At 71.6% G+C, this 17076-nt stretch carries 18 protein-coding genes; 9 read left to right on the forward strand and 9 right to left on the reverse strand.

The window, feature by feature from the left end:
- Positions 1-29: 29 nt before the first annotated feature.
- Positions 30-791, reverse strand: a complete 762-nt coding sequence (locus tag ACIHEI_RS26785) for a GNAT family N-acetyltransferase (RefSeq protein ID WP_396608384.1) — start codon at positions 789-791, stop codon at positions 30-32.
- Between the two features lie 242 nt (positions 792-1033).
- Here ACIHEI_RS26785 and ACIHEI_RS26790 point away from each other — a divergent pair, with 242 nt between their 5' ends.
- The 8 genes from ACIHEI_RS26790 (at position 1034) to ACIHEI_RS26825 (ending at position 8750) form a co-directional block, all read left to right on the forward strand.
- Positions 1034-1180, forward strand: a complete 147-nt coding sequence (locus tag ACIHEI_RS26790) for a hypothetical protein (protein ID WP_396608385.1) — start codon at positions 1034-1036, stop codon at positions 1178-1180.
- Positions 1180-1830 (forward strand): hypothetical protein, encoded by a 651-nt coding sequence (locus ACIHEI_RS26795; RefSeq protein ID WP_392951400.1) that lies wholly within the window; start codon positions 1180-1182, stop codon positions 1828-1830. The genes ACIHEI_RS26790 and ACIHEI_RS26795 overlap by 1 nt, the downstream gene beginning before the upstream one ends.
- A 324-nt stretch (positions 1831-2154) precedes the next feature.
- Positions 2155-2601: an RrF2 family transcriptional regulator gene (locus ACIHEI_RS26800; RefSeq protein WP_387641097.1), complete on the forward strand. Its 447-nt coding sequence runs from the start codon at positions 2155-2157 to the stop codon at positions 2599-2601.
- A gap of 84 nt (positions 2602-2685) precedes the next feature.
- Positions 2686-4149: an MFS transporter gene (locus tag ACIHEI_RS26805; protein ID WP_396608386.1), complete on the forward strand. Its 1464-nt coding sequence runs from the start codon at positions 2686-2688 to the stop codon at positions 4147-4149.
- Between the two features lie 95 nt (positions 4150-4244).
- Positions 4245-5084: an SDR family NAD(P)-dependent oxidoreductase gene (locus tag ACIHEI_RS26810; protein ID WP_396608387.1), complete on the forward strand. Its 840-nt coding sequence runs from the start codon at positions 4245-4247 to the stop codon at positions 5082-5084.
- 187 nt (positions 5085-5271) lie between these two features.
- Positions 5272-7032: a hypothetical protein gene (locus ACIHEI_RS26815; protein ID WP_396608388.1), complete on the forward strand. Its 1761-nt coding sequence runs from the start codon at positions 5272-5274 to the stop codon at positions 7030-7032.
- Between the two features lie 61 nt (positions 7033-7093).
- On the forward strand, positions 7094-7315 hold the full coding sequence (locus ACIHEI_RS26820; protein WP_396608389.1) for a hypothetical protein: 222 nt from the start codon (positions 7094-7096) through the stop codon (positions 7313-7315).
- A gap of 271 nt (positions 7316-7586) precedes the next feature.
- Positions 7587-8750 carry a hypothetical protein gene (locus ACIHEI_RS26825; RefSeq protein WP_396608390.1) on the forward strand — a complete coding sequence of 388 codons (1164 nt, stop codon included), beginning with the start codon at positions 7587-7589 and terminating at the stop codon, positions 8748-8750.
- On the opposite strand, the gene ACIHEI_RS26830 is transcribed toward ACIHEI_RS26825, so the two are convergent.
- From ACIHEI_RS26830 to ACIHEI_RS26860, 7 genes are all read right to left on the reverse strand, one after another.
- Positions 8687-9139, reverse strand: coding sequence for a MarR family winged helix-turn-helix transcriptional regulator (locus ACIHEI_RS26830; RefSeq protein ID WP_396608448.1), 453 nt, complete (start codon positions 9137-9139; stop codon positions 8687-8689). The two genes, ACIHEI_RS26825 and ACIHEI_RS26830, sit on opposite strands and share 64 nt — an antisense overlap.
- A gap of 183 nt (positions 9140-9322) precedes the next feature.
- A complete protein-coding gene (locus ACIHEI_RS26835) occupies positions 9323-10180 on the reverse strand; it encodes a nitroreductase/quinone reductase family protein (RefSeq protein WP_396608391.1) in 858 nt (285 codons plus the stop codon).
- Between the two features lie 102 nt (positions 10181-10282).
- Entirely contained in the window at positions 10283-10762 is a 480-nt protein-coding gene (locus tag ACIHEI_RS26840; RefSeq protein ID WP_396608392.1) for a macro domain-containing protein, read from the reverse strand.
- Between the two features lie 68 nt (positions 10763-10830).
- Positions 10831-12297: a multicopper oxidase family protein gene (locus tag ACIHEI_RS26845; protein ID WP_396608393.1), complete on the reverse strand. Its 1467-nt coding sequence runs from the start codon at positions 12295-12297 to the stop codon at positions 10831-10833.
- A complete protein-coding gene (locus tag ACIHEI_RS26850; RefSeq protein WP_396608394.1) occupies positions 12294-13295 on the reverse strand; it encodes a TIGR03842 family LLM class F420-dependent oxidoreductase in 1002 nt (333 codons plus the stop codon). The genes ACIHEI_RS26845 and ACIHEI_RS26850 overlap by 4 nt, the downstream gene beginning before the upstream one ends.
- Before the next feature lie 17 nt (positions 13296-13312).
- Positions 13313-14701 (reverse strand): dihydropyrimidinase, encoded by a 1389-nt coding sequence (gene hydA, locus ACIHEI_RS26855; RefSeq protein WP_396608449.1) that lies wholly within the window; start codon positions 14699-14701, stop codon positions 13313-13315.
- Positions 14702-14706: 5 nt separating this feature from the next.
- The gene (locus ACIHEI_RS26860) at positions 14707-15549 is read right to left on the reverse strand and encodes a nitrilase-related carbon-nitrogen hydrolase (protein ID WP_396608395.1); all 843 of its coding nucleotides are present in this window, start codon (positions 15547-15549) and stop codon (positions 14707-14709) included.
- Positions 15550-15775: 226 nt separating this feature from the next.
- Here ACIHEI_RS26860 and ACIHEI_RS26865 point away from each other — a divergent pair, with 226 nt between their 5' ends.
- Complete coding sequence (locus ACIHEI_RS26865) at positions 15776-16156, forward strand: hypothetical protein (RefSeq protein ID WP_396608396.1); 381 nt, start codon at positions 15776-15778, stop codon at positions 16154-16156.
- A gap of 7 nt (positions 16157-16163) precedes the next feature.
- On the opposite strand, the gene ACIHEI_RS26870 is transcribed toward ACIHEI_RS26865, so the two are convergent.
- Complete coding sequence (locus ACIHEI_RS26870) at positions 16164-17060, reverse strand: serine hydrolase (RefSeq protein WP_396608397.1); 897 nt, start codon at positions 17058-17060, stop codon at positions 16164-16166.
- Between the last annotated feature and the right edge of the window lie 16 nt (positions 17061-17076).

Raw genomic sequence — 17076 nt, forward strand, 5'->3', positions numbered from 1 at the left:
GAAGCGAAATGTGGTGGGTGGTGCCGGTGTCAGTGCGGGCGGCGCACCAGTTCGGCGAGGTGGCCCGTGCGCCGGGCACCGAAGTGCTCGAACAGGGTGGTGGCGGCGGTGTTGGCCTGGTCGATCTCCGTCCACGCGGATTCGATGCCGGCCTCGTCGAGCGCGGCCAGCGCGTGCCCGAGCAGGGCCCGCCCCGCCCCGCGCCGCCGGTACTCGGCACGCACGGCGAGCAGCCCGATCCGGGCCCGCCTGCCCCGCGACACCACCCGGATCAGCCCCGCGTACTGCCCGTCCACCAGGGCGACGGCGTACAGCGAAGGATCCACCAACGTGTCCCCCGCCGGGCCGGACCTGAGCTCGACGGGCATCGTGTGCCAGCCGACTTCAGCCTCGACCTGTGCCCGCACCTCACGGTCGAGCTCACGCAGCAGCCCTTCGTCGGCCGTACCGGCAGGAAGAATCGTCACGCCCTCCGGGGCCTGACCGCCACCGTCCGTGCGGGTGGGCAGCAGGTACTCCCACTCACGCCGCCCGACGGCGAACCCGGCCCGCTCCCAACGGGACGCCAGCTCGGCGTCCCCGCCGCCGACCAGCGTGTGCAGCACGGTGCCCGACAGCTCGCCCAGCATCGCCTCGGCAAGCGGTTCGAACGCCTCGTCCTGCCACACGTCGATACTGACGAAGAGTCGGCCGTCGGGCCGCTCGGAGACATCACCGTGGCCGACGATCCGCTCGTCCGCCACCGCCTGCCACTGGGCCTCGTCGACCCGGGAAATCATCACAGTGTTCATGGCTGTCGCCCTTCGAAAGTGCCTGCATACCAAGGCGCTCCCGACAGCAGCTCAATCAGCCGCACACCGTGAGGAAAAGGGGGAGCACCCACCTTGGTCCAGCTCTCATGGGTGTTCACCTCCTCGCGTCCTGTCACGGTGATCCGTACGTTAGCAACCGCCCTTCGCCCCCGCCAAGCGATTTAATTTCCCACCGCGCTGTCCTGTCTCACGTGAGGTTGCCGCTGCCTCACCGGACCTTGGTGGCTCCGGACTTGGTCCCGGTCGTTGTTGCCGGTGAGGGCCAGGCCGGTCGGGCGGCGTTGGCGGTGACCCAACAGTTCGACGGCGAGAAGCCGGCGCCCGCCTACCGGGTGCCGAAGACCCGGATCGAGGAGGCGTTCGGCTGATGGCACGGCGGGGTCCCAAGGCGGAACAGGCGTACCGCGAACACCTGGTGGGCTGGATGCGGCTGCCGGAGGCGCACCTGGAGCCGGGAGAGCGGCTGTTCGGGGTCTGCGACCTCGGGCTCGACCCGTACGTCCGGCGGGAGCTTCCCCGACGGTACCGGGTCGAGAAGCCGCCGGTGCCCGGCCGCGAGCCGGCCCGGCCCGGCAAGGGGCGGGGCTGTCTGACCGTCCTCCTGCTGCCGTTCCAGCTGCTCAACGTGGCGGGTTGGGTCGAGGAGCTCGGCGAGGCGCTGTTCGAGAAGAGCTTCAAGGGGCTCCGCCGGGCGCTTCACGGCAGGCCGCTCGTGGGCGGATGGGGTTCGCTGGCCGGTCGGTTCGTGATCGCGGTCCGCACCGGGCCGCTGCGCCACCGTGCCTTTCGGCACAACCGGGCGCTGCTGGCGGTCACCGAGCGGCGGGTGCTGCTGGTGGACCACGACAACGGTGAGCTGATGGGTGCCTTCGGCCGCGCGGAGCTGCACCGCACCGGCGTCCGCCGCTCCCGCCAGCCCGAGCGGGTGGACCTGGTCTTCGCGGACGGTTCGCTGCTCGCCGTGGTCGCCGACTCCCCGGCCGACGCGGATTCCCTGTCCGCACTTGTCCGGGGTTAGGGAAGTGAGATGCAGAATCAGCCGCCCGTGAGTGCCGACAGGATCTTGCGGGCGGTTTGACGGTTGGAGGCGGGTGACGGGTCGGCAGCCCCACGAGCGTCCGCTCGGCGAGGTCGCTCCGCTCCGTCCCGGTCAGTACCCACAGCCCGGCCTGCTGGGCGTCCACAGCGGCGTCGGTCCAGTCCTCGGCCGCAGCCGGCCGCGCCGCGAAGCATGGTCCGCCGGGCGGTGACGGCCGCGCAGCGGATTGACGTCCGGATCGAACCGCTACTAGCGTGGTTGCAGTTGGATCGGTGAGGCGACCGTCGCGAGGGGATCATCACGGTGAGCATCAGCAGCAGGAGCGCGGTGGCGATCCACGCACTCACCATGCTGGGGCGCTGGGACCACTCGCTGACATCCGCGGAGATCGCGGAGAGCCTGGCCAGCAATCCGGTTCTGGTGCGGCGGATCCTCGGCAGCCTGCGGGACGCCGGCCTGGTCTCGTCCACCGAGGGGCGCAACGGCGGCTGGTCGCTCGCCCGGCCCGCCCGCGAGATCACGCTCTACGACGCCTACACGGCGGTGGAGGCGGGGCCGATCCTGTCGCGGCACCCGCACCCGCCGAGCGCCGAGTGCGAGGTGGGGCGGAACATGCAGAAGCTGCTCGAGGCGGAGTTCCAGGACGCGGAGCGGGCCATGAAGGAACGGCTCGGGCGGACGACGATCGCCCACCTCGTCCGGCAAGTGCTGGCCAGTGAGCGCGAGCTCGCGCAACGCGTCACCAGCTGATCGATGGCGGAGGCAGTGCCTCCGCCGCTTTTTTGCCCAAACTGTAACTATCATGGTGGCGGTAAGTCACCCGAAGGGCCTCGAATGACTTCCACGTCGACAACGACCGGGCGGACCGGCTCGGGGATGGGCTTACTCGCCGTCCTGATGCCGGCGATCCTCGTCACGGTCATGGCCAGCGACATGGTCAACCTGATGCTTCCGACGATCGGGTCCGAGTTCGGCGCCTCCGAGGCGGAACTCGCCTGGGTCGTCACCGGCTTCCTGCTGATGTTCTCCGTCGGGATCCCCCTGTACGGCCGCATCTCGGACCGGGTGAGCCTGCGCCGGCTCTTCGCGTTCGCGCTCCTCGGCTACGCCCTCGGGAGCCTGATCTGCGCGCTCTCGCCGAACCTGGCCGTGCTCGTGGCCGGGCGGATCGTGACGGGCATCGGCGCGGCCGCGATCCCCGTGCTGTCGGTCATCGCCGTCACGACGCTGCTGCCGCCGGAGCGGCGCGGTGCCGGGATCGGCGTCGTCTCGGCCGGTGCGGGCGTCGGCACCGCCGCCGGGCCGGCGCTGGGCGGCGGCATCGGGGAGGCGCTCGGCTGGCCCGCACTGTTCTGGATCACGCTCGTGGTCTCGCTGCTGCTGGTCCCGGCCCTGCGGGTACTCCCGGACGAGGCTCCGCAGGGCTCGGGCCGACTCGACCTCCCGGGCGGCGTCCTGCTCGGCCTCGGGGCCGGTCTCGTCCTGTTCGGCATGACCCGGGCGCAGGTCTCCGGCTTCACCGACCCGCTGTCCTGGGGCAGCCTGCTGGTCGCCGTCGCGGCGCTCCTGGTCTTCGGGGTGCGCACCGTCCGGGTCGACCAGCCGTTCGTTCCGCCGTCGCTGTTCACCGACCGCGTCTACCGGACCGGCATCCTCGTCGCGTTCCTGGCGATGGCCGTCAATCTCGGCGGTCTGGTGTTCGTCCCGCTGCTGCTCGTGGAGGTCAACGAACTCACCCCGGGCAAGGGCGCGTTGGTCATGATCCCGGCCGGCGTCGTGACCGCGCTCCTCTCGCCGTGGATCGGACGCCTCGCCGGCCGCGTCGATGCGCGGGTCCTGGTGCTCCTCGGGCTCGGCCTCATCGGCCTGTTCTCGCTGTTCCTCTCGTCCTTCGCCGGCGGCTCCTCGGTGGTCTTCGCCGGTGCCGGGATCCTCGGGCTGAGCATCGGCTTCATGTTCGTGATGACCACCATCATCGGCGCCGCGGCGAGCGAACTGCCCCCCGAGCAGGTCGGTGCCGGCCTCGGGATCCTCCAGGGGGCCCAGTTCCTCGGGGCCGGTACCGGCCCGGCCGTGTTCGGTGTGCTGGTGTCCGCGAGGCAGCAGAGCGGCAGCGACGCCATCAACCCCCTCTTCTCCGGCCACCACGGCTCGGCCTACTCCGACGCCTTCCTGGCCATGGCCGTGGTCGTCGTCCTCACGCTCGTCCTCGCGTCCCGGATGCGTCCCGCACCGGCGGTGGAGGGCGAGGCGGCTCCGGCGGCCTCGTCGGCGCAGGAACTGAACAACGTCCAGTAGGAACAACGTCCAGTAGGAACGCGACTCGTCCCGTCCAGGGCGGGATCTCTTCTGCTGCGCAGAACCTCACGACCCGGTGTTCCGAGGAGGATCACGTGAAGACCGTTGTTGTCACGGGGGGCACTTCCGGTATCGGGCAGGCGCTCGCCAACACCTGTCTCGGCCGGGGCGACCAGGTGGTCGTCATCGCTCCGGACCCGGTGAAGGGGAAGAAGTACCTCGACGCGGCGCAGAAGTCGGGCGCGGCCGACCGCGCCTTCTTCATCGAGGCCGACCTCAGCCTCGTCAGCGAGAACCGGCGCGTCATCGCGGAGATCAAGGACCGGTTCGAGGCGGTGGACGTACTCGTGCTGTGCGCGCGGTACTTCCGCAGCCGTCGGCTGGTCACCTCCGAGGGGATCGAGCACAACTTCGCGCTCTACTACCTCAGCCGGTACCTGCTCGGGTACGGCCTGGCCGACCTGATGAACAAGGCCGAGACGCCGGTCGTGATGAACATCGCCGGTCCCGGCGTGGGGGCGCCGGGCATCCACTGGAACGACCTCGGGCTCGAACGGGGCTACGACGGCTGGTCGGCCATGTTCCAGGGCGGCCGGCTCAACGACCTCCTCGGTGTCTCGTTCGCCGAGGACGTGAGCGCGCGTCGCGCCCGGTACGTGCTGCTGTTCCCCGGTGGGACGCGCACCGGTTTCGCGGGCGAGTTCGACGCCGTCACCGCGGCGCACATCGACCGGATGAAGCGGGCCGCGCAGCCGGTCGAGTTCACCGTCCCGCCGATCCTCGAGATCCTCGACTCCCCGCCTCGGGAGCCGCTGAGCGCCTTCGCGGAGGGCACGCCCCTCAGCCTGCTGCGCCCTGCGTTCGACAAGGACGCCGCGGCGCGGCTCGACAGCATCACCAGGGAACTCCTGCGCGAGAAGGCGGGCGCCTCATGACGAACGGCCCGCAGCCGGTGCCCGCTCCGCGCTGAATCGCCGCCCGCCCCGCGACGGCTGGCACGAACCCCCGAAATCCTCCACAACATCCGCCACCGGCCGGCCGCAGGTGCTGTCGGGGGCACGTGGCAGGCTTGGCGGGTCCGCGAAGCGGGGAAGGTCCGGGGCGAACGGGAGGGGGCCGGAGATGCAGCGTCAGATCAGGTCGGCGACGGTGGGGTTGGCGGTGTGGTGGCTGTGGATGCCACTGACCGCCGGGCTGGTGTGGGTGGTCAAGCATGCGGTGTTCGGCGGGTTCGGGCAGCAGGACCAGAGCTATGCGCTGTGGCTGAAGCGGCAGTTCTTCCCGCACGGCGGGCTGGTCGATGCCGCGCCGCTGTTCTGGTTCTGGATCGCGGTGGGGTTGTGCGGCACGGTCTGGGCGGTGGTCTACATCGTGGACGAGTCCGGGGTGCCCTTCGGCGGTTGGCGGTCGGTGCTCTCCGTCTCGGTGGTGCTGCTGGCACTGGTCGGTTCGCTGGTGCGGGCCGGCACGGGCGTGTGGGACAACGACAAGGACGCGGGCCGGTTCTACGCGACGGCGACGATTCTCGACGTGCCGGCCGGCGGCTCCACGCCGCCCCGTTCGGTGCTGCCGGTGACGGAGCACTCCCGGCCCGGTGACGGCAGCCGGTGCGATCTGGTGGGTACGGCGGACGTGCCGGCCTGCGTGAAGACCGCGTCCATGCCGGCCTTCGACTTCGAGGCGCGCACCGCCTCGTACGCGGCGGCGACCAAGGCGCTCACGGACAGCGCCGGTCTCTCCTCGGGCGTCCACCTGATGAACCACAGCCTGCACTACCTGCCCGGCGCAGCCAGTGGCGGCGCGTGGACTGCGGTGCTGGACGGTTCGGGCGAGCAGCCGATGGAGGGCGTCGCGGTCTGGGACGGCAAGTCCAACTCGGTGGTCAGCTGCGCGTTCCGCGGCGACCACGCGTTCAACCGGGCGTTCGGCGGGACGGGCGCGGTCAGCCTGCGCAACCTGCTCGCCGAGAGGTTCCCGGGCCTGGTCTACAGCGACCAGGACATCTGGGGCTACTGCGACGGCCCCGACCCGCGTACCGCCCAGCCGGTGGTGGTCATCTCGGTGGCCCGGGAGACCGGTTGGAAGCAGCGCACCGTCCTGGCCCCGGCCGGGGTGCTGGTGCTGCGCGGGTCGTCGAACGGGAAGCCCGACGTGACGTACCGGGCGCAGGTCGAACCGGGCGAGCTGCCGGGGGCGGTGTACCCGGCGTCGGTGGTGCGCTCGCAGATCCACGAGGTGCAGTGGCTGGGCGGCCGCGGCGCGAAGGACGACCAGGGCTTCGGTTTCGCGCACACCTCGGCGGGCACCAACGCCACCAACCCCGGTGAGTTCCTGCTCCGTTCGAAGGCGGACGGCCACCTGTACTACGTGACGCCACTGGTCCCCCGCGAGAGCTCCTCCCAGCTGGTGGTGGCGTTCGCCGTCCTCCAGGCGGACCGGGCCGGCGGCGGCCTCAACGACCTGCACGTGTACGTCCGCAGCGACGACGCCCCCGCCGTGAACCTGGACGTGCTGGCCAGCCGGATGGTCTCCTACATGGCGCAGCAGACCTCGATCACCATCAGCGCCGGCCAGGGCGGCGCACTCCAGGAGATCATCCCGTTCGGCCGGGACATGTGGCGCGGCTTCGTGGACTTCAGCGGCCAGACCCAGGACTACATCGACCTCTCCGGCGACGCCACCGTCACCCCCAACCTGGTCTCCCTCACCGGCCAGATCCCGGCCCCGGGCGGCCAACCCCAACCCCAGCCTCAACCCCAGCCCCAGCCCTCGGGCCAACCCACCGCCAACTGCGGCGGCGACCCGAGCCAGCTGACCAACACCCAACTCGCCGCCTGTATCGCCGAGTTGTCGAAAGCCCTGCAGGGCCGGGTGAAGGACTGACGGAACACCCGCCGCGGGCCGGTCATCGTCCCGGCCCGCGGTCGGTGGAGAGGCGAGTGCGGTGAACCCGCTACTCCGGGAGTCCGACGGCGCCGTCGCCGAGCGCATCGTGCCCACGGCGCGGAGCGCCCCTGCCACCCTCGCCAGGTTCGGGCGTCGGTGCGAGCTCTGGCAGTTCGACACCGACGCCACCGCCGAGGACGTCCGGCTGATCATCTGCATGGGCGCGGTCCAGCTCGCCCCCGGCTCCTCAGCGGCCACCGACTCCGACGACGCGGCCTGAATCCCGGCCGCCGACATCGCCCGGTCCGTCAGCACCCGACCCGCCCACGAACTCCTCACCGCTCTCCCCGCCATCTCCCGCCCCGTGACCGGCAGTCGGCCGATCGCCTCATCGCCCTCATCGACTCCACGAGCGGCCCGGCGGCCATCCGCTGGGAGTGCCTCTCCGGGCTGGTCAGGGACTTCACCGCCACCTACGACCAGACCCACCGGCCGTAAAACCGCCGGTCGGGGCGGATACGGTGAGCGCGATCGAGGAGAAAGGGCGCACGATGACGGTGCCGAGCATCGAGACGGCCAGGATCTGGCAACGCCCGCTGCGGAACGTCGAGCCGGGGCTGACGGACCGCGAACTGGACGCCGTGGAGGCCCGGTTCGGGTTCCGGTTCGCGCCCGACCACCGGGTGTTCCTGGCGGCGGGCCTGCCGACCGGACCGCACTGGCCGGACTGGCGGCACGGCGATCCGGAGGCACTGCGCGAGCAACTCGCCTGGCCGGTCGAGGGCACGCTGTTCGACGTCCGTAGCAACGGGTTCTGGTATCCGCGCTGGGGTCCGCGGCCGGAGGACGCGTCGGAGCGGGAGCGGGTCGCCCGGGCCGCGCTGGCGTCCGTGCCGCAACTGGTGCCGCTGCATGGCCACCGCTACCTGCCGCCGGCGCCGTCCGGGCCGGGGCACCCGGTGCTGTCGGTGTACCAGACCGACATCATCGAGTACGGCCACGACCTGGCCGACTGGCTGCGCGTCGAGTTCACGAACATGCCCGGCAACCGCAAGACGCGCCCCGTCTTCACCGTCCCGTTCTGGTCGTACTTCGTGGTGGGCGATCCGGAGAGCACCGTCACCACCCCGCACGATCCGACGGCCACCACCGCGGCCGAGGCGGTGGAGTACCTGCGGATGCTGGCGCTGGAACGGCTGGTGGGCCGCCAGGTGTACGACGATCAGCTGATCACAGCGGGCCTGGTGGCGGACGCACTCGGCGTCGACGCGCCCTCACTGCCGCGCCTCGCCCGGCTCCCGGAGCAGGAACACGACCAGGCGGTACCCCTCTTCGAACAGGTGCTGGCCGAACTGCGGCTCTCCGACTCCCTCCCCGCCGACGACACCGACCTGCCGTACGAGCGCGCCCGCTGGGAACTGGTCCGCTGGTGGCTGCGCCTGATCGTGGACGGCGGCCTGCGCGCCTCGACCGGCATCAGCGTGATCACCCACGGCGGCTGGACCCCACTCGCCTACCCGGAATCGCTCCGCCCACTGATCGACCTCGGCCCGGAACGCCTCTCCCCGGACGCCCTCAGCCGCACCGACCTGGCCCGCGCGGCCGTCACCGAGGCCCGCCGCCTGCTGGCCGGCCCCTGGCCGCCACCGCCCTACTCGCCGTCCGAGCCCGCCGAGCCCGCCGAGCCTGCCTCGCCCGCCGCGCCCTGCTCGTAGGCGGTCATGGTGCGGACGAACAGCGCGCGTTCGGCGGGCGTGAGCGGGGCGAACGCGGCCTGCCAGGCGGCGGCGCCGTTGGCGAGCCAACGCTCGATCGCGGTGCGGGTCGCGGGGTCGCAGCTGAGCGAGACGATGGTGCGGCGGCGGTCCGAGGGGTCGGGGCAGCGCTCCAGGACGCCCTGACGGGTGAGGTCGCCGACCATCAAACTCACCGTGGTGGGCGCGACTTCGAGCCGCGCGGCCAGCGTCCCGACCGGCATCGGGCCGTCGTACACCAGGTACGAGAGCAGCGACAGGTGCCGGGGCGCGAGCTGGAAGCCGGCCAGCGCGTCGGGAACGGCGATCCGCTTGACCCGCGCCGCCACCCGGGGCATCAGCAGCAGCATGGCCCGGACGGCGTCCGGCGCGGTCAGGCCGGCGTCGGCCAGACCGTCATCCGGCGCAGTCAAACCGTCATCCGGCGCGGTGAGGCCGCCGTCCCGCTCCTGCTCGGACTCCGCGCGGGCCATCCAACCTCCAAGCGCTGTCCGATTCCTGGCCGCCGGCCCTCACCGTACCGGACGGGCCGGTCAGCGCGGCGGGTGCGGGGCGGACGGCGGCCGCAGGTGGGTCTCCTCGTACGCGAAGTGGGCTTCCAGGCCGTCGGTGAGCCGGTCGAGTTCGGCGCGCAGCTCGGCGACCTCGACGCCGGGTGCGGCCAGCCGCTCCTCGAAGCGGGTGAGCGCTTCGGCGACGGTGCGGTGTTCGACGCGCAGCCGGGCGAGGGCCGGGATCAGCTGGGGGTACTGCTGCTCGAAGGCGGTGAAGGCGCCCTCCTCGCGGGTGTGGTGCATGCCGAGGCCGTAGCAGAACTTCAGGCAGTGCTCGCGCAGTTGGGCGGCGAGGTCGGGTCCGGGCACGGGGCCGGCGCCGTCCAGGCGGGTGCGCAGCTCGGCGAGCTGGCGGCGCAGGTCCTCGTGGTGGAGCCGGAGTTGCTCGATCACCCGGCCGGCGAGTGCGGGGTCGGCGGAGAGGTCGAGCGGGTGCAGCGCGAGGACCGGGATGGTGCGGTCGGTGCGCTCCTCGAAGGTGGCGAACGACGGTACGCGGCGGGCCTGTTCGGCGTACTGGTGGTCGCGTTCGGCGGGGCCGAGTTCGACGGGGCGGACCGAGAGGATGGTCACCCCGCCCTCGCCGTCGGGGAGTTCGACGGTGCCGCCGCCCGCGGCGATCAGGTTGCGGTACCACTGGGGGTGCGCGGCGTCGCCCCCGTTGGAGCCGAACACCAGGTAGCGGCCGCCGTCCTGGTGGTAGACGAGCGGTGTGGTGCGGGGCTGGCCGGTGCGTCGTCCGGCGGTGGTGAGGAGCAGGATCGCGGGGAAGTCCTCGACGTGTCCGCCCTGGGCCCGGAATTTCCTGATGACCCGCTGGTTGAAGCTCTCGTCCATGGCTGTCCCCCACTCCCGGATTATGTTTGCAAGCAAAGATAACCTAGGCAGACCGCCGCCACCCGGTCAACACCCCACACCGGCCCCATACTTGAAGGCGCGTCAGAAGTCGTAGACCGTCACGGCCGTCCCGCGCGCGGTGAGCCGCGCGGTCACCAGCGGCTCGACGCGCTCCCACCGTCCGCCCGCCAGCCCGCACCCGATCCGCGGCATGTGGACGGAGGCGCCGAGGCGGCGGGCATGGCCGCCGAGCGTGCCGAGAGCGGTGTCGATGGCCTCGTAGCGGACGGGGACGCCGGTGGAGCGGCCGGTCCTGATGCCGCGCTGGCCGACCATGTTCGCCACCCACAGGTACGACTCGACCTGCACCAACTGCACCGCACCGAGCCCGAAGTCGTTCCCCGCCCGCTCCCGGTGCCACCGCCGGTACGCGGCCTCCGGTTCGGGCCACCGCCGCGACAGCGCGAGCACGAATCCCTTGCCCCACCCACCGAGGTCGTTGCAGACGTGCGCGATGATCCGCACGCCCTTGCCCTGCGGCGCGGTGGCGTCGCCGCGCAGATAACTGATCGTCTGTTCCATCCGGGCAGCATCCCAGCCCGCACCGACACCGCCCGCAGGTCAGTGCGCGTGCGCGGGGCCCGCCTCCGTCAGTGCGCGTGCTCGACGCCCGTGTAGCTGCGCGGCACGGTGCTCTCGGTGCCGGGGGCGACGGTGACGAACTGGCCCATTATTCCGGCGTCCTCGTGGCGCAGGACGTGGCAGTGGTACATGTACGGCTCGACGGGGTCGCTGAACGGGCCGAACTGGACGGCCAGGCGGACGGTGGTGTGGGCGGGGGTGAAGACGGTGTCCTTGTGGCCGCCGGTGGGGGTGCCTTGGGCGTTCAGGACCTGGAAGGCGACTTCGTGGATGTGGAAGTTGTGGGAGGTGCCGGTGCTGTTCTCGACCTCCCAGATCTCGACGGCTCCGGAGGGGACGACCTCGTCGATCCGTTGCATGTCCATGGGGCGGCCGTTGATGCTGTCGCGTCCGCTGAGCGTGAAGTGACGGACCTTCGCGCCGGTGGGCGGGACGATGGGGGCGGGCGCGGGAAGGGTGGCGGGGAGGTCGGGTGCGGGGCGCAGTTGCTCGGCGGCGACGAAGCGGATCAGGTCGAGGTCGCCCATGGCGATGTCGAGGCCGGTGTCGAGGGTGCGCAGCACGACGTTGTCGCCGGGGCTGAACCGGACCACGATCTCGGCGCGTTCGCCGGGGGTGAGGGCGAGCGTGCCGGTCTCGAGGGGTGCGGGCAGCAGGCCGCCGTCGGTGGCGATCTGGTGGAACCGGCGGCGGTCGGCGAACGCCAGCTGGTACATGCGGGCGTTGGAGGCGTTGAGCAGCCGCAGCCGGACGCGGGCGGTGGTGACGTCGAAGCGCGGGTTGTAGGTGCCGTTGACCAGGATGCGGTCGCCGAGGATGCCGAACGGGCCCTTGAGCGGGTCGCCGTCGATCCGGCCGTGGTCGTCGAGGTTCTTGTCCTGGAGGATCAGCGGGATGTCGTCGGTGCCGTAGGCGGTGGGCAGTTCGGCGTCGTGGTCGTCGTCGATCAGGAACAGCCCGGCCAGGCCGCGGTAGACGTGCTTGGCGGTGGCTCCGTGCGGGTGGGGGTGGTACCAGGTGGTGGCGGCGGGCTGGTCGATGGTCCAGGTGGGGGTCCAGCGGTGGCCGGCGGCGATCAGTTGGTGCGGTCCGCCGTCCATCCGGGCGGGCAGCCGCATGCCGTGCCAGTGGACGGTGCTGGCTTCGGGGAGGGCGTTGCGGACGGTCATCGCGATCCGGTCGCCGCGGCCGGCCCGCAGGGTGGGGCCGAGGTAGGCGCCGTTGAAGCCCCAGGTGGTGGTGGGTTTGCCGGGCAGCAGTTCGAACTGCCCGGCAGCCATGATCAGTTCGAACCGGCGGACGCCGTCGAGATCCGCCGGGGGGTGCAGCAGCGGCGGGATCCGCAGCGGGGTGGACAGGTCGAGCGGCGGGGGCGCGAGGTGGTGCTCGGCGTCCGGTCCGCAGCCGGCGGCCAGGCCGGCCGTGCCGGTGGCGCCGGAGAGTGCGGCGAGGGCGAGGAAGGTGCGTCGGTTCAACGGGTCAGCGCCGGGATGACGTGCTCGCCGTAGGCGTCGATGGTGGCTTCGCGGGCGTCGTGCATCGCGTAGATCGCGAACTGGTCGACGCCCGCCTCGCGCAGGACGCGCAGTTTCTCGATGTGCGCCTCAACTGGGCCGAGCAGGCAGAACCGGTCGACGATGCCGTCGGGGACGAAGTCGGTGGAGGGGTTTCCGGCGCGGCCGTGGTGGCTGTAGTCGTAGCCGTGCCGGTCCTTGATGTAGGCGGTGAGTTCCTCGGGGACGAGGTCGGAGTGTTCGCCGTAGCGGGCGACCAGGTCGGCGACGTGGTTGCCGACCATGCCGCCGAACCAGCGGCACTGTTCGCGGGCGTGGTCGAGGTCGTCGCCGACGTAGGCGGGCGCGGCGACGCAGACGGTGATCGAGGCGGGGTCGCGGCCGGCCTGTTCGGCGGCGTGGCGGACGGCTTTGACCATCCATTCGGTGAGGTAGGGGTCGGCGAGTTGGAGGATGAAGCCGTCCGCCTTCTGTCCGGTCAGGGCGAGCGCTTTGGGTCCGTAGGCGGCCATCCACACGGGCAGGCGGCCGTCCTTGATCCAGGGGATCCGGATCGGGGTGCCGTCGACGATCGCCTCGCGGCCCTCGGCGAGGTCGCGGATGGCGTCGATGGCCTGGCCGAGCCGGGCCAGCGTGTTGGGGCGGCGGCCGGCCACCCGCATCGCGGAGTCGCCGCGGCCGATGCCGCAGACGGTGCGGTTGCCGTACATGTCGTTGAGGGTGGCGAAGGTGGAGGCGGTGACCTCCCAGCTGCGGGTGCCGGGGTTGGTGACCATCGGGCCGACGTGCAGCCGTTCGGTGTGTTCGAGGATCCGGCTGTGGATCACGAACGGCTCCTGCCACAGCACGGCGGAGTCGAACGTCCAGCCGTAGCGGAAGCCGCGCTGTTCGGCGCGGCGCATCAGTTCGACGACCTTGGAGGCCGGCGGGTCGGTCTGCAGGACGAGTCCGAAATCCACTGCGGGAGTCTCCGCTCTCAGAGGTACTGGCAGGTGGAACGGGGCAGGAAGGCGCCGTGTCCGGGGCGGCCGAGGTAGTGGCCGCGGTCGAGGACGACCTCGCCGCGGGACAGCACGGTCTCCACCCGGCCGGTGACGGTGCGGCCCTCGTACGCCGAGTAGTCGACGTTCATGTGGTGGGTGGCGGCGGACAGGGTGTGGGTGGCGTGCGGGTCGTAGATCACCACGTCGGCGTCGGCGCCGGGGGCGATGGTGCCCTTGCGCGGGTACAGGCCGAACATCCGGGCGGGCGCGGCGCAGGCGATGTCGATCCACCGGCGGCGCGTCAGGTGGCCGTCCACCACGGCCTGGTGCAGCAGGTCCATCCGGTTCTCCACGCCGGGCAGGCCGTTGGGGATCTTCGAGAAGTCGCCGCGGCCGAGTTCCTTCTGCCCCTTGAAGCAGAACGGGCAGTGGTCGGTGGAGACCACCTGGAGGTCGTCGGTGCGCAGCCCGCGCCAGAGCGCCGCCTGGTGGTCCTTGGGGCGCAGCGGCGTGGAGCACACGTACTTGGCGCCCTCGAAGTCCGGTTCGGCGAGGTTGTCGGTGGACAGGAACAGGTACTGCGGGCAGGTCTCGCCGAACACCGGCAGGCCGAGGTCGCGGGCGGCGGCGAGTTCGGCGAGCGCCTCGCGGGCGGAAATGTGCACCACGTACAGCGGCGAGCCGGCGACGCGGGCGAGTTGGATGGCGCGGTGGGTGGCCTCGGCCTCCAGCAGCGCCTTGCGGACCTCGCCGTGGTAGCGGGGGTCCCTCTCGCCGCGGGCGAGCGCCTGCTCGACCAGCACGTCGATGGCGGGGCCGTTCTCGGCGTGCATCATGATCAGCGCGCCGGTCTCGGACGCCTGCTGCATGGCGCGCAGGATCTGGCCGTCGTCGGAGTAGAAGACGCCCGGGTAGGCCATGAACAGCTTGAACGAGGTGACGCCCTCGCCGATCAGTCCGGGCATCTCGCGCAGCGTCGACTCGTTGACGTCCGACATGATCATGTGCAGGCCGTAGTCGATGGCGCAGCGCCCGTCGGCCTTGGCGTGCCAGGCGTCGAGTCCGGCGCGCAGCGAGGCGCCCTTGGACTGCACGGCGAAGTCGACGATGGTGGTGGTGCCGCCCCAGGCGGCGGCCCGGGTGCCGGTCTCGAAGGTGTCGGAGGCGTTCGTCCCGCCGAACGGCAGCTCCATGTGCGTGTGGACGTCCACGCCGCCCGGGATCACGTACTTGCCGCCGGCGTCGAACACCCGGTCCGCGGCCCACTGGTGGCGGCCGGGCAGGCCCAGTGCGACGACGGTGCCGTTCTCGATCAGCACGTCGGCGGGCATCTCCTCGGCGGCCGTGACGACCAGTCCGCCGGTGATCAGGGTCCGGGTCACGGCGCTCACGCCCCGGTCAGCGGGCCGTAGGCGTCCGGCCGGCGGTCCCGGTAGAACGCCCACTGTTGGCGCACCTGGTCGATCTGGTCGAGGTCGAGGTCCCGGACGACGAGTTCCTCGCGCTTGTCGGAGGCGACCTCGCCGACGAACTGGCCGCGCGGGTCGACGAAGTAGCTGCTGCCGTAGAAGTCGTTGTCGCCGTACTCCTCGACGCCGACCCGGTTGATCGCCGCCACGAAGTACTCGTTCGCGACGGCGGCGGCGGGCTGTTCCAGCTGCCACAGGTAGGCGGACAGGCCGCGGCTGGTCGCCGACGGGTTGTAGACGATCTCCGCGCCCGCGAGCCCGAGTGCCCGCCAGCCCTCCGGGAAGTGCCGGTCGTAACAGATGTTCACGCCGACCTTTCCGACCGCCGTGTCGAACACCGGCCAGCCGAGATTTCCGGGCTTGAAGTAGTACTTCTCCCAGAATCCGTGCACCTGCGGAATGTGGTGCTTGCGGTACTTGCCGAGATAGCTGCCGTCGGCGTCGATCACGGCGGCGGTGTTGTAGTAGAACCCGGCCTGCTCGATCTCGTAGACGGGGACCACCATCACCATCCCCAGCTCCCGCGCGAGCGCGCACATCCGCTGCACGGTCGGCCCGTCCGGGACGGCCTCGGCCCACCTGTAGTGCTCGGGTTCCTGCACCTGGCAGAAGTACGGCGCGTTGAACACCTCTTGGAACCCGATGATCCCCGCCCCCTGCGCGGCGGCCTCCCGGGCGGCGGCCTCGTGCGCCGCGATCATCGATTCCTTGTCGCCCGTCCACGCGGTCTGGAACAGGGCAGCCCTGACGACACGACTCATAGTCGTACTCCTCGCTCGAAGGCCCGGCGGAAGAGGCACCGTAGATCGTCGAGACTAGGAGGTGCACGGGAAATGCCGGTGTGCCACGCGGAAGACGATGGAAAGTCAACATAGGAACGATTTACGGATAGTCCGTTTTGCGGTGCCGAAATCATCCCGCCGTCCACCGCCAACTCGCCGCCCCGGCACCGCTTCACCCGTCCCACGCGCTCTCCCCCAGCCGCCAATGCCACCAGCCCGGACCCGCCCCCAACCGCTCCCCCGCGAACGGATCAGGGAGCGTCCGACGGCGGAACTCCGCATCCAACGGGCGTACCAGTCGGCCGAGTTCGGCGCGGGAGCGACCCGGCAGGAAGAGCAGGACCTCGCCCAGCACGTCCCGAGAGTGCCGGACGTCGTCCCCGACCCCGCCGGACACCACCTCGAGTTCGACGTCGAACCGGCCACCTTCGACGGCGTCCTCGCCCGCCTGCGCGCCGCCGGCACCCCGTACGGCAACGACCCGTCGGCGCCCGACAACGGCCGCATCGACCACCCGCTGTGCGCCCGGGGCCTCTACTTCACGGACGCCGCGGGCAACCTGTTCGAGGTGATGTCCCCCGCGTGAACCTGTATCAGGCACCCAGGGCAGCCACGGCCCGGGCGGTGGCGGTGCCGATGGCGCGGTTGACCGCGGCGTCGTCCGAGCCGGGCAGCGAGCGGGTGAAGACGGCGGCGGCGTACTGGCGGCCGTCGGGGAAGGAGACCACGCCGATCTCGTTGCGGGGAATGCCCAGCAGGCTGCCGCTCTTCGCCGCGACCCGCACCGGCGGCCGGAACCCACCGGCGATCCGGTGCCGGGTCAACTGCTGCCCCATCACCTCCCGCACCCGCGCGCACGCGGCGGCCGGGCCCGCCCGGTCCGTCCAGATCAGGCGCAGCAGGGCCGCCATGTCGCGCGGGGTGGTCCGGGTCCCCCGCGACGGGTCCATCGCGCGGACGCCCGGCAGCTCCGCGTCGGCCCGGGCCACTTCCTCCGCCGGGGCGCCGGCCGCCCAGGTCTGGAGGTCCGCCCAGTCGGCGCGGCCGAGATCCTCGCCGATGGTGTCGAGCATGGTCCGCAGGTCGGCCGTGACGAACGTGCCCGTCAGCCCGAGGCGCGCCGCCGTCGCGTTCACCGCGTCGACGCCGACGCGGCGCAGCAGCGCGTCGGTTGCCGGGTTGTCGCTGATCGTGAGCATCAGGACAACCATGTCCCGCAAGGAGAGCACCGCGTCGTCCGCGAACAGCGAGCTCCCGACCGGACCCGGCGTCCGCTCGGCGGCAGTCAGCGTCACCCGCTCACGCGGGTCCAGCCGGCCGTCGGCGAACGCGGTCTCCGCCTCCAGCGCGATCTGCACCTTGAACACCGAGGCCGGGACCACCGGTTGATCCGCGTTCAGCGCGATCTCGCCGTCGCCCACCACCGGCCGGACGCACAACGCGCCCTCGCAGCCTGCCTGTTCGAATATCTCGCGGATGTCGTGTGTCATGCCCCCGATACTGCCA

The organism is Kitasatospora sp. NPDC051984, from assembly GCF_044593455.1.
Taxonomy (GTDB): domain Bacteria; phylum Actinomycetota; class Actinomycetes; order Streptomycetales; family Streptomycetaceae; genus Kitasatospora.